Raw genomic sequence first — 15,675 nt, 5'->3', positions numbered from 1 at the left:
AGTCCGGGGCGCGCCAGTATAACGACTCAAAAGGCTGAGCATGCGGGCAAGCCCGCTCCCACAGTGTTCAGGTGTGGCTAAGAGGCAATCAGCTGACGCAACACATAGTGCAAAATCCCTCCCGCTTTGAAGTATTCCACCTCGTTGAGCGTATCGATCCTGCACAGCACTTCGACTTTATCCTGGCTGCCATCCTCGCGGGTGATCACCAGCGTCAGGTTCATCCGTGGTTGTAGTTGCGCGCCGGTAAGCCCCAGGATATCCAGCGTCTCCTTGCCTGTGAGGTTCAGGCTCTTGCGGTTCTGGTCGAGCTTGAACTGCAATGGCAGAACGCCCATGCCCACCAGGTTCGAGCGGTGGATACGCTCAAAGCTCTCGGCAATGACCGCTTTGACCCCCAGCAGGTTAGTGCCTTTGGCTGCCCAGTCACGGCTTGAGCCGGTGCCGTATTCCTGACCGGCAATCACCACCAGCGGTGTACCGGATGCCTGATAGGCCATGGCTGCATCGTAGATCGGCAGTTTCTCGCCGGTGGGAATGTAGATCGTATTGCCGCCTTCTTCGCCCCCGAGCATTTCGTTGCGAATGCGGATATTGGCAAAGGTGCCGCGCATCATGACTTCGTGGTTGCCGCGTCGTGAGCCATAGGAGTTGAAATCCCGTGGCTCGACGCCTTTCTCACGCAGATAGCGTCCGGCGGGGCTGTCCGCCTTGATGTTGCCCGCGGGGGAGATGTGGTCGGTGGTGACCGAATCGCCCAGCAGTGCCAGGATATTCGCCGCCTTGACGTCAGCAATCACCGGCAACGGCCCGCTGATGTTGTCGAAAAACGGCGGGTGCTGGATGTAGGTCGAATCGGCCTGCCAGACATAAGTCGCGGCTTGGGGGACTTCAATGGCCTGCCACTGGGCATCACCGGCAAACACTTCGGCGTATTCCTTGTGGAACATACCGGTGGTGACCTGGGCCACGGCGTCGGCGATCTCTTTCTGGCTGGGCCAGATATCACGCAGGTACACCGGTTGGCCGTCTTTGCCGGTGCCCAGCGGGTCACGGCTGATATCAATCCGCACGGTGCCCGCCAAGGCATAGGCCACCACCAGCGGCGGTGAGGCCAGCCAGTTGGTTTTCACCAGCGGGTGGACGCGCCCTTCAAAGTTGCGGTTGCCCGACAGTACCGAGGCCACGGTCAGATCGGATTGGGTAATTGCCTTTTCAATCGGCTCAGGCAATGGCCCGGAGTTGCCGATGCAGGTCGTGCAGCCGTAGCCCACCAGGGCGAAACCCAGTTGGTCGAGGTAGTGGGTCAGGCCGGCGGCCTTGTAGTAATCGGTCACGACCTTGGAGCCTGGTGCCAGGGACGTCTTGACCCAGGGCTGGCTCTTCAGGCCTTTTTCGACGGCTTTCCTGGCCACCAGCCCGGCAGCCATCATCACACTCGGGTTCGAAGTGTTGGTGCATGAGGTGATGGCTGCAATCACCACGGCGCCGTTTTTCAGGCGATAGGTATGGCCATCAACGCTGTAATCCGCCTCGCCGATCAAGTCAGCATTGCCCACGGCCACACCGCCGCCGCCTTCGCTTTCCAGACGGCCTACTTCTTTAGGGGTGGGTTTGAATTGCAGGCTGAGAAACTCATCGAAGGCCTGGCCGACATCGGGCAGCGACACCCGGTCTTGCGGGCGTTTTGGCCCGGCCAGACTGGCTTCGACGGTGCCCATGTCCAGTGCCAGGGTTTCCGTGAAAACCGGTTCCTGGCCCGCTATCCGCCACAAACCCTGGGCCTTGCAATAAGCCTCGACCAGTTTGACGGTGGCGGCAGGGCGTCCGGACAAACGCAAGTAGTCCAGAGTGATTTCATCCACCGGGAAAAAGCCGCAGGTTGCGCCATATTCCGGGGCCATGTTGGCAATGGTGGCACGGTCGGCCAGAGGCAGATCGGCAAGGCCATCGCCATAAAATTCGACGAACTTGCCGACAACGCCCTTGCTGCGCAGCATTTGCGTAACTGTCAGCACCAGATCCGTCGCGGTGATGCCTTCTTTGAGTTTGCCGCTGAGCTTGAACCCCACCACTTCCGGGATCAGCATCGACACGGGCTGGCCGAGCATGGCGGCTTCGGCTTCGATCCCGCCCACACCCCAGCCCAGTACGCCGAGGCCATTGATCATGGTTGTGTGGGAATCGGTACCCACCAGCGTATCCGGGAAGGCATACGTGCGACCGTCTTCGTCTTTGGTCCAGACCGTACGACCCAGATACTCCAGGTTGACCTGATGGCAAATTCCGGTGCCGGGCGGGACAACGCTGAAGTTATCGAAGGCATTCTGCCCCCAGCGCAAAAACGCATACCGTTCGCCGTTGCGTTCCATCTCGATGTCGACGTTTTGCTCAAAGGCGCTGGCGCTGGCGAACCGGTCAACCATCACCGAGTGGTCGATCACCAGGTCAACGGGAGACAGCGGGTTGATTCGCTGCGGATCGCCACCCGCCTTGGCCATTGCGGCGCGCATGGCGGCCAGATCGACCACTGCCGGTACGCCGGTAAAGTCTTGCATCAGCACACGGGCAGGGCGGTACTGGATTTCCCGGTCGCTGCGCCGCTCCTTGAGCCAGGCAGCCAGCGCCTTGAGGTCAGGCGCGGTAACGGTTTTGCCGTCCTCCCAGCGCAGCAGGTTTTCCAGCAACACCTTGAGCGACATGGGCAGCCTGTTCAGGTCGCCCAGTGATCGGGCGGCGAGTTCAAGGCTGAAGTAGTGATAAGTCTTATCGTCGACTTTTAGTGTGGCTAGGGTGTTCAGGCTATCGAGGGAGGACATGAAATGACTCCTTTAGACGGATCACGTGGCACAAACAGAGCTTCTAACCTAGCTCTGATTCCGGGCTCTGGCTAATAACTGGACTGTCTATGGGGGTTCAAGGTTCCGAACTCGGCTATCATGCCGACCTTTTCGTGACAGTCCTTGCGCCAAATCAAGGATGCGCAGCTGGCCAATTCCTGCCAGCTGCCCAGGAGTAATTCAATGAACACCGTTTTTATGCACTGCCGGCCCGGGTTTGAAGGCGAAGTCTGCTCGGAAATCGCCGAACACGCCGCCCGCCTCAATGTGTCTGGCTATGCCAAGGCCAAGCCGAGCACTGCCTGCGCCGAATTTGTGTGTACCGAAGAAGGCGGCGCTGAACGCCTGATGAAAGGTCTGCGTTTTGCCGAGCTGATTTTCCCGCGGCAATGGGCCCGTGGCGGCTTTGTCGATCTCCCGGAAACCGACCGGATCAGCGTTATTCTTGAGCACATGGCGGACTTTCCGGTGTGCGGCAGCCTGTGGCTGGAAATAGTCGACACCAATGACGGTAAAGAGCTGTCCAACTTCTGCAAAAAGTTTGACGCCCATCTGCGCAAGGCGTTGATCAAGGCCGGCAAACTGGTTGAAGACGATGCCCACAAGCCGCGTCTGCTGCTGACCTTTAAAAGCGGGCGCGAAGTGTTTCTCGGGTTGGCCGAAGCCGATAACTCAGCCATGTGGCCCATGGGCATTCCGCGTCTCAAGTTCCCCCGTGAAGCGCCGAGCCGCTCAACACTCAAGCTGGAAGAGGCCTGGCATCACTTTATCCCTCGTGATCAATGGGATGAGCGCTTGCACAGTGACATGACCGGTGTGGACCTCGGCGCGGCGCCAGGTGGCTGGACCTGGCAGTTGGTCAATCGCGGCATGATCGTGACCGCCATCGACAACGGGCCGATGGCTGAAAGCCTGATGGACACCGGCCTGGTCCAGCACTTGATGGCCGATGGCTTTACCTTCAAGCCCAAGCAACCGGTGGACTGGATGGTCTGTGACATCGTTGAGAAGCCGGCGCGCAATGCCGCGATGCTTGAAGAGTGGATCGGCGAAGGTCATTGCCGTGAAGCGGTGGTCAACCTGAAACTGCCGATGAAGCAGCGTTATGCCGAAGTGCGCCGCTTGCTGGACCGTATTGCAGATGGCTTCAAGGCGCGGGGTATTCAGGTCGAAATCGGCTGCAAGCAGCTGTATCACGACCGTGAAGAAGTGACCTGTCATTTGCGTCGACTGGACGTTAAAAAACCTAAATCACGCTGATTCGGGAGTAACTGATGAGTTTTACTGACCTGCCGGTTGACGGCACCCTGGACGCCACCGGCCTTAACTGCCCTGAGCCGGTGATGATGCTGCACCAACACATTCGCGACCTGGCGCCGGGTGGCTTGTTGAAAGTCATTGCCACCGATCCCTCGACCCGGCGCGACATTCCCAAGTTCTGCGTGTTTCTTGACCATGAACTGGTGGGGCAACAGGAAGAGGCGGGCAAGTACCTGTACTGGATCCGCAAGAAGCAGGATTGAGCTGGACCCGTAGTCGCTGCCGAAGGCTGCGAAGGGTTGCGGAGCAACCCGTTATATTGAAGGCCCCGCAGTCCTTCCCGCAGCCTTCGGCAGCGACCACGTGTTATGCGGCGCGGCGAATGTGTTTCTTCGCACTGCGCGCCAGCCGCACGCCGAGCATCAGCGCGGCGCAGGTCAGGCCGACGATCAAACCTTGCCATAGCCCGCTCGGGCCATTGGCCTCGCCAAACCAGTCGGTCAGCCCCAGCGCGTAGCCCACCGGCAAACCAATGCCCCAATACGCGAACAGCGTCAGAACCATCGTCACCCGCGTGTCTTGATAGCCCCGCAGGGCACCGGCTGCGGTGACCTGGATCACGTCCGAAAACTGATACAGCGCAGCAAACATCAGCAGCATGGTTGCCACCTCGATCACCAGCGGGTCGGCGGTGTAGACGGTCGCAATCTGCTCACGCAGCAGGAGGATCAGGCTGGCGGAAATCGCCGCCCATACCAGCGCTGTGCCCATGCCCACGCCAGCGACAAATCGCGCTTCGCGAGGCTGTTGACGGCCCAGGGCCTGGCCAACACGCACGGTGATGGCCATGCCCAGCGAATACGGAATCATGAATACCAGCGAACTGAAGTTGAGGGCGATCTGATGGCCCGCCACCACGGTTGCACCGAGACTGCCGATCAGCAGCGCAATCACCGCAAAAATGCTCGACTCGGCAAATACCGCGATACCAATTGGCAGGCCCACGCTGAGCAAGCGCTTGAGGATCGCCCACTGTGGCCATTCAAAATGGCTGTACACCTTGCTCGACTGGTAGACAGCCCCTCGCCAGGTGCAGACCACCATGCCGATGGCCATGAACCACATCACAATGGCCGTGGCCCAACCACAGCCCACACCGCCCATGGCGGGGACGCCAAAGTGACCATAAATAAAGATGTAGTTGATCGGAATATTGAGTGCCAGGGCACTCAGCCCCAGCACCATGCTTGGTCGGGTTTTGCCCAGGCCATCGCTGAAATTGCGCAATACGCAATACAGCCCGACAGCGGGCATGCCACTGGCGATCCCGTACAAATAACCCATGCTCGGCTCGATCAAGTCAGGGTCGACCTTCATCCCATGCAGCAGGGGTTCGGCACCGATCAGAATGAGGGCCGCACACAGGCCGGTAATCAGTGCCAGCCACAGCGCCTGGCGCACGATCGGGCCGATGTCGCTGTGGGCATCCGCGCCAAAACGTTGAGCCACTTTGGGTGTGGTGGCTAACAAAATGCCCGACATCAGCAAAAACACCGGGACCCAGATGGAGTTGCCCAGCGCCACGGCCGCCAGATCCCGCGGGCCGACGCGCCCGGCCATCACCGCATCGACAAACCCCATTGCGGTGGTGGCGATTTGCGAAATGATGATCGGAAACGCCAGTGCCAGGAGTGCGCGCACTTCTGTACGAACCCGGGCCGGGCGGCTGACAGCGGTAGAAGGGGGAGTATGAGTGACAGAGTTCACAAGCGTGCATCCACAGTGTTTAACGCGCAAAGCTGGCGATTGTACCCTTGACCAAATGGTCAGAAAACATGGAGTTGTAGGAGCTTTGTAAGCGTGACTGTGAGTACCTTCCACACCCGGCTGGCCCATTCATCGCAACAACGCCTACACTGCCACTCCGCGAAAGGAGCCTGCCATGTTGATTGTTGCTGACGAAAATATTCCGCTGATCGAAGAATTTTTTGCTGACTTCGGTGAAATACGCCGTTTTCCGGGGCGCCAGATCAGCCGTGCCGACGTGCATGACGCCGATATCCTGCTGGTGCGCTCCGTGACGAAAGTCGACCGCGACCTGCTCGAAGGCAGCGCGGTGCGGTTTGTCGGAACATGCACCATCGGCACCGATCACCTGGCCCTCGACTACTTTCAGCAAGCCGGAATTCAGTGGTCCAGCGCCCCCGGTTGCAATGCCCGGGGCGTGGTCGACTACGTGCTCGGCAGTTTGTTGACCCTGGCCGAGATCGAGGGTGTCGATCTGACGCAACGCACCTATGGCGTGATTGGCGCCGGTGAAGTGGGCGGGCGTCTGGTCAATGTGCTGCGTGCCCTGGGCCTCAACGTGCTGGTGTGTGATCCGGTGCGACAGGCAGTCGAGGGTGGCGATTACGTCAGCCTCGAACACATCATTGAGCATTGCGATGTGCTCAGCTTGCACACTCCGCTGGATAAAACGGGCGACTACCCGACCTGGCACTTGCTCGACCAGCAGCGTCTGGAGCAACTGAAGCCGGGCACCTGGTTGATCAACGCCAGCCGGGGCCCGGTGATTGATAATGCCGCATTGCGCACAGTGCTCACCCGGCGCGAAGACCTCCAGGCGGTACTGGATGTGTGGGAGGACGAGCCGCAAGTTGACGTCGAACTGGCTGACTTGTGCGTACTGGCGACCCCGCACATCGCCGGTCACAGCCTGGATGGCAAGCAGCGGGGCACCGCACAGATTTATCAGGCGTTGTGCGATTTCCTGGGCCATACCCCGCAGGTAAAACTTGCCGATCTGTTGCCTGCCCCTTGGCTGGCGAAGGTCGAGCTGAGTGCCAACACCGATCCTGGCTGGGCAATGGCCATGATCTGTCGCGGCGTGTACGACCCGCGCCGTGACGATGCGGATTTTCGCCGTAGCCTGATCGGCAGTGTCCAGGAGCAGAAGCTGGCGTTTGATGCTTTGCGCAAGCACTACCCGATTCGCCGCGAGATCGAAGGTTTGCCCGTACATATCGAGGGCGAATCAGTCGCCTTGACCCAACTGGTCAAAGCGTTGGGTGCGGTACCGGTCTAAAAGTCCAGGGCACAAAAAAACCGGCCCTACGCAGTAGGGCCGGTCAGTGTCGCGAATGCAGTTTGATCATGAACAAGGTCTTGCAGGCAAGGATCAGTCCTTGCGAGACGGCTTGACCAGGCGTTGCTCCAGTTCGTGGCAAGCGTCCTGGATCATGGCTTCAGTGATCAGGATCTCCTGTCCATTCTCGTCGATAAACGCGCACCCCAGGGATTGCTGTGGTTGGGTGCGAATCACCGGTACGGCTTGAGCGTTCTGTTGCAAATCCATGGCCTGTCTCCTCATCAGGGTGTAGCGCTACTGTAGATCCGATTAATGACCAAGCGGTTACAAACTTGGCCACCAGCCCAGTCCAACAGAAATATCCTGAAACTTCCAGCCCGACTTTAGAACATTACTGCCTAGGGGTTGTTGTTGCGGGTCATAATCAAAGCAAGTGAGAAAGGTTTACCAGCGTAAGCCGAACTTCGTTGTAGGCTGTGTAAGGCTTTTTACGCTGATCCTCATTCTGGATACCCTCCCATGCTTTCGTCCCGTCATCGTCGTGCCATCCGCCTGGCCACCCATTTCATTGCGCCCTATCGTTGGCAGGCAGGTGGCGCACTGTTGGCCCTGATTGTGACAGCGGGTATTACCTTGTCGATGGGGCAGGGCATTCGCTTGCTGGTGGACAAGGGTTTTATGACCCAGTCCCCGCACCTGCTTAACCAGTCCATCGGTTTTTTTCTGATGCTGGTGCTGGGATTGTCCGTGGGCACCTTTGTGCGTTTTTATCTGGTGTCGTGGATCGGTGAGCGGGTGGTCGCGGACATTCGGCGCCAGGTGTTCAATCACCTGATCGATTTGCACCCGGGGTTCTACGAGAACAATCGCAGTTCGGAAATCCAGTCACGACTGACCACCGACACCACCTTGTTGCAATCAGTGATCGGTTCTTCGCTGTCCCTGTTCTTGCGCAACAGCCTCATGGTGATCGGCGGCGTGGTGCTGTTGTTTGTCACCAACCCCAAGCTCACCAGTATCGTGGTGGTCGCCTTGCCACTGGTGCTGGTGCCCATTCTGTTTTTTGGTCGCCGGGTGCGCAGCCTGTCGCGCCAGAGTCAGGACCGGATTGCCGATGTCGGCAGCTATGTCGCCGAGGCCCTGGGCCAGATCAAGACGGTCCAGGCCTATAACCATCAACAGCAAGACCAGCAGCGCTTCGCCAGCACCGTTGAGCATGCGTTTGCCACCGCACGCAAACGTATCCTGCAACGGGCATGGCTGATCACGTTGGTGATTTTGCTGGTATTGGGCGCCGTCGGGGTGATGCTGTGGGTCGGTGGCATGGACGTGATCGCGGGGCGCATCACCGGTGGCGAGCTGGCAGCCTTTGTGTTCTACAGCCTGGTGGTGGGCAGCGCGTTTGGCACCCTGAGTGAAGTCATTGGCGAACTGCAACAGGCGGCGGGTGCGGCCGAGCGAATTGCCGAGCTGCTGCAGGCAAAAAGCCTGATCTTGCCACCGAGCACGGACCTGCGCGTTTTACCCGAGCGGGTGGACGGTAATCTGCAACTCGAAAACCTGCGGTTTTCCTACCCGTCACGGCCAGAAAGCTACGCGATTGACGGGCTAAGCCTGTCGGTCAACGCGGGGGAAACCCTGGCGTTGGTGGGGCCTTCGGGGGCAGGCAAGTCCACGTTGTTTGACCTGCTGCTGCGCTTTTACGATCCCCAGCAAGGCCAGATCCTGCTTGAGGGGCAGCCGATCACCCAACTTGACCCGCAAGACCTGCGCCGTTGCTTTGCCCTGGTGTCGCAAACCCCGGCACTGTTTTTCGGCACCATTGAAGACAACATCCGCTACGGCAATGCGGGTGCCAGCGATGGGCAAGTTGAAGCCGCCGCACGGATTGCCCATGCCCATGACTTCATCCTGCAAATGCCCGAGGGCTACAAAACCCACTTGGGCGACGGCGGTCTGGGGTTGTCCGGCGGTCAGCGCCAGCGTCTGGCTATCGCCCGGGCGCTGCTGGTGGATGCCCCGATCCTGTTGCTGGACGAAGCCACCAGTGCCCTGGATGCCCAGAGCGAACACTTGATCCAGCAGGCACTGCCCAGCCTGATGCAAGGCCGCACGACGCTGGTGATTGCTCACCGCCTGGCCACAGTGCAGAACGCCGACCGCATTGCGGTCATGGATCAGGGCAAGCTGGTTGCCATCGGCACCCACGCACAGTTGATCGCCAGCAACCCGCTGTATGCGCGGTTGGCGGCGTTGCAGTTCAACGTAGGGGTGTAGCGGTGGGAGCGGGGTTGCTCGCGATGGCATCAACGCGATTCAACGGACAGACCGGGTCGTCTGTATCGCGAGCAAGCCCGCTCCCACATGGCAGCATCAAGACAGTTGCTGCCAAAGGGGGATTTAGCGGTACTCACACAGGTAAGCGGTGTCCACTGCAACCTTGAGCTGGAACTTGCTGTTGGCCGGCACGTTGAACTGGCTGCCGCTCTTGAAGGTTTCATACTCGCTGCTGCCCGGCAGCTTGACGCTCAGTTCACCCGAGACCACGTGCATGATTTCACGCTCGGCCGTGCCGAACTCGTATTCGCCCGCAGCCATGACGCCAATGGTGGCCTTGCCTTCGGTTTGTGCGAAGGCAATCGACTTGACGGTGCCGTCGAAGTATTCGTTGACTTTAAACATGGCGATTCCTCGGAATGGGCTAAAAAAGGCTGGCCAGTATGCAGAAGCCGTTTTATCCCGTCACGCCCTTTTGTGGCCGTCAGCCCTTGAGTACCAGTGGCAATAAACGTGCAGTATTTCGCGCATCTTCCAGGGCACGATGCTGCTGGCCATTGAACTGCATTCCGGCCAGTTGCAGGGCGCTGTTAAGTCCAAGTGCACGCTTGAGCTGGCGGGCCTGGGCAAATTGCTGCTTGAGGTTCATGTGCGGCAATTGCAGCAGGGCACTGTCCAGTTGCTTCTGGCGCCATTCCTGCTCCAGCTGTTTGCGATCGTAGTCGCCCCAACTGGCCCACCCTTCAAGCTTGGGCAGATGCTGGCCGAGCCAGCGCTCGAACTGCTCCCACACCACCGTCATCGGAGCCCCGGAGTCAATGTTGGCCTGGGTGATGCGAGTCAGTTGACGGCAAAAGGGCGTCAAGAGGGGACGACGTTGCGGGCGAATAAAGCGCTGAAAATGATCCACCTCCCGGCCGGCGCGAGTGACCACGCTGGCACCGATTTCAATCACTTCCATTTCTTCCAGGGGCCAGCCGCCATCATCGGTTGTGGCTTCCAGGTCAATTACCAGCCAGTGAGGCATGTGCAGCTTCCTTTAACAGCATCGGCGTTGAAGTGGGAGCGTAGCTAAAACACGGACCCGGGGACGTATTTTGTAGTGGGCCAGTCGACCGCTTGCTTGCTAGTCTATAGGCGGTTTAATGGTGTGCGTGCTCGATCTCAGGTCGTGTGTCGATCAATAAGTTCCAGCCATGGGCGGCGCGGGATGTATATGGTTTTGAAGTGTTCGCCGATACAGTTGGCTCATTGTGTGTTGCTGGCCCTCGCCATGATCTGGCTAACGCCGGTTTCGGCCGCCCAGGAAATCAGGGTTGGAGCTGCGCATTTTCCGCCGTATACCGTACGCCCCGAGCGCGGTGCCGACACCGGTCTGTTGTCACAATTGCTCAACGCCCTCAACCAGTTACAGAGCGACTACCGCTTTGTCCTGGTGCCCAGTTCGATCCCAAGGCGCGTGCGTGATTTTGAGCGGGGGCGGGTGGACATGATGATGTTCGAAAACCCGGCCTGGGGTTGGCAGGCGTTCTCGTATACGGCCGTCGACATGGGCCTTGAAGACGCCGAAGTATTTGTCGCCAGGTACCAACCTGATCGGGCCCAACGTTATTTTGATGAGTTGAGCGGCAAGCGGCTTGCGCTCTTTAGCGGCTATCACTACGCCTTTGCCGGGTTCAATTCGACCCCGAAATTCCTTGCCGATACCTTCAGCGCAACCCTGACCTATTCCCACGAAAGCAACCTGTTGATGGTCCTGCGCGGGCGGGCAGACATTGCATTGATGACACGCTCCAACCTGATCGACATTCAGCGCTACGACCCTAAGGTCAAGTCACAGATCATGATGTCCGAGCGTGTCGATCAGATCTATCGGCACTACGCGTTGCTGCGGCTCGATGCACCGATCAAGAGTCAGCAATTCGCGCAAATGATGAGCCGTCTTCGAGACAATGGGCAGTTGAGAGCCATTTTTGCTCCCTACCAGATTGACGTGGTCGAGATGTAGGGGAAGGTCAGTCAAGCGGCACTCTTTGCAGCAACTACCGAAGCAACGAGGCAACTGCCACGACGTTAGCGACGGGCGTAGGTATCGGGGTGCGTTCCCGAGACCTCGCGGCAGTGAATCAGGGCATCGCGAATCATGAAATTGACCAGCGTTGGCGACACGCCCAGCTCCTTGGCGATGTCTTTTTGCTGCACGCCGTGCAGGCGGTACATCTCGAACGCATAGCGCGTGCGGCTCGGCAGTTCGGTCAGTGCAAGCGCGATGTGTTCCAGGGTCGAGAAATTGATCAGCGAGGTTTCGGGGGAGGCGCCGTGGATGACCACGTTCAGGCCTTCCTCTTCGGTGCCCGAGTATTTTTGCTCCAGCGCCTGCTTGCGGTAGTGGTCAATCGCAAGGTTGCGCACGATCTGGAACAGGTAGCTGAGCTGTGCCTTGAATGAAGAGGTGATCTGCGGCGCGGACTGCAAACGGAAGAAAGCATCCTGCACAACATCCTCGGCCCTGTATCGACAACCGGTGATGCGTGCTGCGATTTTGACCAGGACCAGTCGGTTATCAACAAAGGCTTGAAGTAAGGGTGAGTCGCACTTGCCTGTGGACATTTGTTCCGTCATGGAGATCACCTGTTGCGAAAGTGTGAGTGAGGCGCTCTTCGTGGGAAGCGTCCTACACAGCTATTCACAAGCTAGGCTGAATGATAATGATTGTCAATTGAGAAATAGAACTAATAGCGACTGAGGGGGCGAGCTGAGACATGCTTCACGACGGTGTCGGCAACTGGCTGCGATCTTGTGTGGGCAAGAACGCAGCCTGCGGTTTTTACTTGGGCCCGAGAATCTGCACCAGTTTTTCCGGCGATGGTGCGCCTTGCTGCTGTTGCAGGTTGCCTTGTTCATCCAGATAGAAAATCGCCGGGGTTGCAGCCACATCCAGCTCCTCCATCAGCTGGGCGTTGGCATCCAGCTTGGCCTGAACGTCAGCCGGGATTTTGGCCAAAGGCTTGAGCGTGCTGGCCTTGCCGGCTTTCTCGTGGTCGTGCAGGGCCTGCTGGGGATTTTTGGCGGCCAGCAAGGCGGCAGATTTGGCAGGGCTGTCTTCGCGGATGATACCCACCATGATGTGGCGCAATTGCACCTTGCCCGAGTCAACCCACGGACGGGCCTGTTCCCAGAACATGTTGCAGTACGGGCAGTTAGGGTCGCTGAACAGGTAAACAACCCGCGGTGCATCCTTTTTGCCGTCGGCGATCCAGTTGCTCTTTTCCATCTCGGCCCAGACTTGCTTGGCCATAGGTTCGTAAACCAGTTTTTGCAGCGGTGCCAGGCTCAAGTCATTGCCTTGGGCATCATACAAATTGCCCACCAGCACGTTGCCGTCCTGGGTCAGGTACAGCGCCATGCCACGGTTCTGGTACTGGGCGGCATAGCCACGCAAACCGCCGGGTGCATCGAAACTGCCAATGATTTTTGCGCCTTTGGCTTCAATCTTCTTGATCGCTGGCGGCAGTTCCTCGGCCTGCAGTGCAGGGGACTGCAAAAGTGCAGCGCCCAGCAGGGCGGTCATGCTCAGGGTCAGCAGTTTGCGGTTAAACATTTTTGCTCATTCCTTGCAGGGTCGGCCTGTTGGGCCGACATTGAATTGTTCAGATTTAAGGGCTCCATGGCCCGGGCCAGACTGGCTTGGGACAGTTCGCCCAGATGACTGCCCAGCAGCCTGCCTTCAGCGCTATAGAACAGCGTAGTCGGCAGGGCCATTGAACCGACTTTTTGTGCCAGTTGGCCGCCACTGTCGAACAGCACGTTACTGAGGTTCAGGCCCTGGGTTTCAAGGAAGGTACTGACGCTCTGCATGCTCTCGCCCTGATTGACGAAAAGGAACGTCACGTTCTGGTGCTGAAGCTGGGCGTTCTGCAGGACCGGCATTTCCCGTCGGCACGGCGGGCACCAGGTGGCCCACAGGTTGATCACCAGAGGGCCACCCTGATAGCTGCTCAACTCCACGGACTCGCCGTTGGCGTTGCGCAACACCATCTCCGGCAGCCGCGTGCCTTGTTCGTAAAGGCTGGACGAGAGACTGGCAAGTAGCCAGAACGCCAGGCCACTGCCCAGCCCCCAGCCCAGTGGCCGCCGCAGGCCGGCCCTGCGCCAGCCCCAGATGACTGCACCGGCCACCACTGCGATCAGCCCCGGCCACAGCAAGAAACCGCCATCGCGCAAGTCCAGGACTTGCAGCGGGTCGTCCTTGAAGTAGCGCCAATAGCTGATGACAAAACCGATGCGCGCCACCAGCAAGCCCAGTAAAAAAAGGCTGAACAGAACTGACTCGGGGTTTTCGCCACCGCGCTTGGCCACCCGCCACCCCACCAGTGTCGCCAGGGCAAGGGCCAGAATCAGCAGCAAATGGTTGATGGCCAGCGCAAACGAACCGATGGTCAGGGTGAGCATTTAGAGGAGTTCCCGAGTGGCGTTCCAGTTATTCAAGAAGGTCTGGGCGTTGACTTCGCCAGTGATGCGTTGCCCGCGACGCTCGATTCCGTTGGGGCCGATCCAGACAAAGCTGGGCGGGCCCGGTACCTGGTAGCGGCTGAGCAGCTCGCGGCTGGCGACATTATCGGCGGTCACGTCAAGACGCAACAGGCGTACCCCTTGCAGTGCATCCATGACCTGGGGTTTGCCGAACACCTGCTTCTCCATGACCTTGCACGACACACACCAGTCGGCGTAGTAATCGAGCATGACCCACTGGCCATCGGCCTTGGCGCTGGCCAGTTCTCGATCCAGGCCTGCGGGGTCCTTGATGGTGATGAAAGCGTCGTGGGCCGTGCTTGCAGAGCTGGCGCCCGCCACTGTCCCGGCGGTGTAGACCTGCAAGGGTTGCCACAGATCGGTACCGCCACCGGCAGCACCCACCAGCAACAGGCTGCCCCACAGGCCTGCCAGCAGACTTAACGGAGTGAACAGCGTTTTGGCCCGCAGGAATGTCTGGGCCTGTTGCCACAGGCTGCACGCCAGAATGACCAGCAGGACGCCCCACAGGCCGACCCACAGGGACTCATCGAGTACCGGGCGCACCAGCAACAGCGCCATACCCAGGAACAGGAAGCCAAACAGGCCTTTCATCAGGTTCATCCAGGCGCCGGGCTTGGGCAGGAAGCGGCTGCCTACGGTCACCAGCAGCAACAGCGGTACGCCGATTCCCAGGCCCATCACAAACAGCACCAGGCCACCTTCGACGGCATTGCCACTTTGCGCGATATACAGCAAGGCACCGGCCAGGGGGGCGGTCATGCAGGGGCCAACGAGCAAGCCGGACAGGGCGCCGAGAATACCTGCGCCGATCAGGCTGCCGCCCTTGCGCCCACGCCCGGCAGTTTCGAGGCGGTCCCGCAGGGCGGCAGGCAATTGCAGTTCAAAAAAGCCGAACATGGGCAGCGCCAGCACCACGAACAGCGCGGCAAAGCTGCCCAGCAGCCACGGCTGTTGCAGCAGGGCCTGCAAGTTGGCGCCCAGCAGGGCAGCCAGCACGCCCAGTCCGGCATACACCAGCGCCATGCTGATCACATAACTGCCGGCCACGGCAAAACCGCGTCCGGCTGTGGCACCACTGCCCACGACCAGACCGGCCAGAATCGGCAGCATCGGCAGTGAGCACGGAGTGAAGGCCAGCAGCAGGCCCAGGCCGAAGAACAGCAGTAAACTCCAGCCCAGCGAGCGCTGCTGCAAGCTTGCCGCCAGTGACTGGTCTTGCGCCTGGCCTTGGGCTGTCACAGGCTGCGCGCCGCCCAGATCGACCGTCTGGCTTTGTGGCGGATAGCACAGGCCTGCATCGGCGCAGCCTTGCCAGCTGACCTTGACCTGACCGCTGGCGCCTGCCGGGATCAGTATCGAAACACTGTCGCGATACACCTGGGTGGCGCCAAAGAATTCATCGCTGTGTTCCAGCCCCTGAGGCAGTACCGGGGTTTTTGCCGGGTCCAGCCCGTCGAACTTGAAGCGCTTTTGATACAAATAGTACGTATCGGCTATTTTCCACTGCAGGCGGGTTTCGCCTGAGGGCAATGGCTCGGCACTGAAGGTAAAGGCCTTGTTGACCGGCAGAAAGTCAGGCTGTGCAAACGGATTGTTCGCGGTCTGGGCCTGGGCCACACCGACCAAACACATCAATAGAAAGGACAGCAGCAAACGCATGGGTAAAGCCTTGGG

The 15,675-nt window shown here is 59.4% G+C and carries 14 protein-coding genes; 5 read left to right on the top strand and 9 right to left on the bottom strand.

Translation table 11 applies throughout. The annotated features are described in order from the left end of the window. Window positions 1-77: 77 nt before the first annotated feature. Window positions 78-2,819 (bottom strand): aconitate hydratase AcnA, encoded by a 2,742-nt coding sequence (gene acnA / locus KO536_RS06745; RefSeq protein WP_219261514.1) that lies wholly within the window; start codon window positions 2,817-2,819, stop codon window positions 78-80. A gap of 204 nt (window positions 2,820-3,023) precedes the next feature. On the opposite strand from acnA, the gene rlmM reads away from it, so the two are divergent. Both rlmM and tusA read left to right on the top strand, forming a co-directional pair. Continuing rightward, complete coding sequence (rlmM, locus tag KO536_RS06740; protein WP_133077169.1) at window positions 3,024-4,100, top strand: 23S rRNA (cytidine(2498)-2'-O)-methyltransferase RlmM; 1,077 nt, start codon at window positions 3,024-3,026, stop codon at window positions 4,098-4,100. Window positions 4,101-4,114: 14 nt separating this feature from the next. Then, window positions 4,115-4,363: a sulfurtransferase TusA gene (gene tusA, locus KO536_RS06735; protein WP_019826659.1), complete on the top strand. Its 249-nt coding sequence runs from the start codon at window positions 4,115-4,117 to the stop codon at window positions 4,361-4,363. A gap of 103 nt (window positions 4,364-4,466) precedes the next feature. Here the strand turns inward: tusA and KO536_RS06730 are convergent, their stop codons facing one another. After that, complete coding sequence (locus KO536_RS06730) at window positions 4,467-5,867, bottom strand: MATE family efflux transporter (RefSeq protein ID WP_133077170.1); 1,401 nt, start codon at window positions 5,865-5,867, stop codon at window positions 4,467-4,469. Between the two features lie 175 nt (window positions 5,868-6,042). Here KO536_RS06730 and pdxB point away from each other — a divergent pair, with 175 nt between their 5' ends. After that, a complete protein-coding gene (gene pdxB / locus KO536_RS06725; protein WP_219261513.1) occupies window positions 6,043-7,185 on the top strand; it encodes a 4-phosphoerythronate dehydrogenase PdxB in 1,143 nt (380 codons plus the stop codon). A 93-nt stretch (window positions 7,186-7,278) separates the two neighbouring features. Here pdxB and KO536_RS06720 read toward each other — a convergent pair whose 3' ends face one another. After that, window positions 7,279-7,455 carry a PA1571 family protein gene (locus tag KO536_RS06720; protein ID WP_219261512.1) on the bottom strand — a complete coding sequence of 59 codons (177 nt, stop codon included), beginning with the start codon at window positions 7,453-7,455 and terminating at the stop codon, window positions 7,279-7,281. Window positions 7,456-7,707: 252 nt separating this feature from the next. Here KO536_RS06720 and KO536_RS06715 point away from each other — a divergent pair, with 252 nt between their 5' ends. Next, on the top strand, window positions 7,708-9,465 hold the full coding sequence (locus KO536_RS06715) for an ABC transporter transmembrane domain-containing protein (protein ID WP_133077172.1): 1,758 nt from the start codon (window positions 7,708-7,710) through the stop codon (window positions 9,463-9,465). Window positions 9,466-9,588: 123 nt separating this feature from the next. Here KO536_RS06715 and KO536_RS06710 read toward each other — a convergent pair whose 3' ends face one another. Both KO536_RS06710 and KO536_RS06705 read right to left on the bottom strand, forming a co-directional pair. Beyond that, entirely contained in the window at window positions 9,589-9,870 is a 282-nt protein-coding gene (locus KO536_RS06710; RefSeq protein WP_133077173.1) for a pyrimidine/purine nucleoside phosphorylase, read from the bottom strand. A gap of 79 nt (window positions 9,871-9,949) precedes the next feature. Then, on the bottom strand, window positions 9,950-10,492 hold the full coding sequence (locus KO536_RS06705) for an exonuclease domain-containing protein (protein ID WP_133077174.1): 543 nt from the start codon (window positions 10,490-10,492) through the stop codon (window positions 9,950-9,952). Between the two features lie 189 nt (window positions 10,493-10,681). On the opposite strand from KO536_RS06705, the gene KO536_RS06700 reads away from it, so the two are divergent. Continuing rightward, window positions 10,682-11,473, top strand: coding sequence for an ABC transporter substrate-binding protein (locus KO536_RS06700; RefSeq protein ID WP_219261511.1), 792 nt, complete (start codon window positions 10,682-10,684; stop codon window positions 11,471-11,473). A gap of 65 nt (window positions 11,474-11,538) precedes the next feature. On the opposite strand, the gene KO536_RS06695 is transcribed toward KO536_RS06700, so the two are convergent. The 4 genes from KO536_RS06695 to dsbD form a co-directional block, all read right to left on the bottom strand. Beyond that, window positions 11,539-12,087 carry an RNA polymerase factor sigma-70 gene (locus tag KO536_RS06695; RefSeq protein WP_133077176.1) on the bottom strand — a complete coding sequence of 183 codons (549 nt, stop codon included), beginning with the start codon at window positions 12,085-12,087 and terminating at the stop codon, window positions 11,539-11,541. A 205-nt stretch (window positions 12,088-12,292) separates the two neighbouring features. Further along, window positions 12,293-13,066 (bottom strand): thiol:disulfide interchange protein DsbG, encoded by a 774-nt coding sequence (gene dsbG / locus KO536_RS06690; RefSeq protein ID WP_133077177.1) that lies wholly within the window; start codon window positions 13,064-13,066, stop codon window positions 12,293-12,295. Next, on the bottom strand, window positions 13,045-13,917 hold the full coding sequence (locus tag KO536_RS06685; protein WP_133077178.1) for a TlpA disulfide reductase family protein: 873 nt from the start codon (window positions 13,915-13,917) through the stop codon (window positions 13,045-13,047). The genes dsbG and KO536_RS06685 overlap by 22 nt, the downstream gene beginning before the upstream one ends. After that, window positions 13,918-15,660 (bottom strand): protein-disulfide reductase DsbD, encoded by a 1,743-nt coding sequence (dsbD, locus tag KO536_RS06680; protein WP_219261510.1) that lies wholly within the window; start codon window positions 15,658-15,660, stop codon window positions 13,918-13,920. Between the last annotated feature and the right edge of the window lie 15 nt (window positions 15,661-15,675).

This window comes from Pseudomonas sp. NKUCC02_KPG, assembly GCF_019345465.1.
Taxonomy (GTDB): domain Bacteria; phylum Pseudomonadota; class Gammaproteobacteria; order Pseudomonadales; family Pseudomonadaceae; genus Aquipseudomonas.
The sequence above is the reverse complement of the archived record's forward strand: the minus strand, read 5'-3'. Positions and strand labels throughout refer to the sequence as shown.

Coding starts and splice junctions, on each gene's coding strand:
- acnA (WP_219261514.1), bottom strand. CDS start 2,819: ATGTCCTCCCTCGATAGCCTGAACACCCTAGCCACACTAAAAGTCGAC.
- rlmM (WP_133077169.1), top strand. CDS start 3,024: ATGAACACCGTTTTTATGCACTGCCGGCCCGGGTTTGAAGGCGAAGTC.
- tusA (WP_019826659.1), top strand. CDS start 4,115: ATGAGTTTTACTGACCTGCCGGTTGACGGCACCCTGGACGCCACCGGC.
- pdxB (WP_219261513.1), top strand. CDS start 6,043: ATGTTGATTGTTGCTGACGAAAATATTCCGCTGATCGAAGAATTTTTT.
- KO536_RS06720 (WP_219261512.1), bottom strand. CDS start 7,455: ATGGATTTGCAACAGAACGCTCAAGCCGTACCGGTGATTCGCACCCAA.
- KO536_RS06715 (WP_133077172.1), top strand. CDS start 7,708: ATGCTTTCGTCCCGTCATCGTCGTGCCATCCGCCTGGCCACCCATTTC.
- KO536_RS06710 (WP_133077173.1), bottom strand. CDS start 9,870: ATGTTTAAAGTCAACGAATACTTCGACGGCACCGTCAAGTCGATTGCC.
- KO536_RS06705 (WP_133077174.1), bottom strand. CDS start 10,492: ATGCCTCACTGGCTGGTAATTGACCTGGAAGCCACAACCGATGATGGC.
- KO536_RS06700 (WP_219261511.1), top strand. CDS start 10,682: ATGGTTTTGAAGTGTTCGCCGATACAGTTGGCTCATTGTGTGTTGCTG.
- KO536_RS06695 (WP_133077176.1), bottom strand. CDS start 12,087: ATGACGGAACAAATGTCCACAGGCAAGTGCGACTCACCCTTACTTCAA.
- dsbG (WP_133077177.1), bottom strand. CDS start 13,066: ATGTTTAACCGCAAACTGCTGACCCTGAGCATGACCGCCCTGCTGGGC.
- KO536_RS06685 (WP_133077178.1), bottom strand. CDS start 13,917: ATGCTCACCCTGACCATCGGTTCGTTTGCGCTGGCCATCAACCATTTG.
- dsbD (WP_219261510.1), bottom strand. CDS start 15,660: ATGCGTTTGCTGCTGTCCTTTCTATTGATGTGTTTGGTCGGTGTGGCC.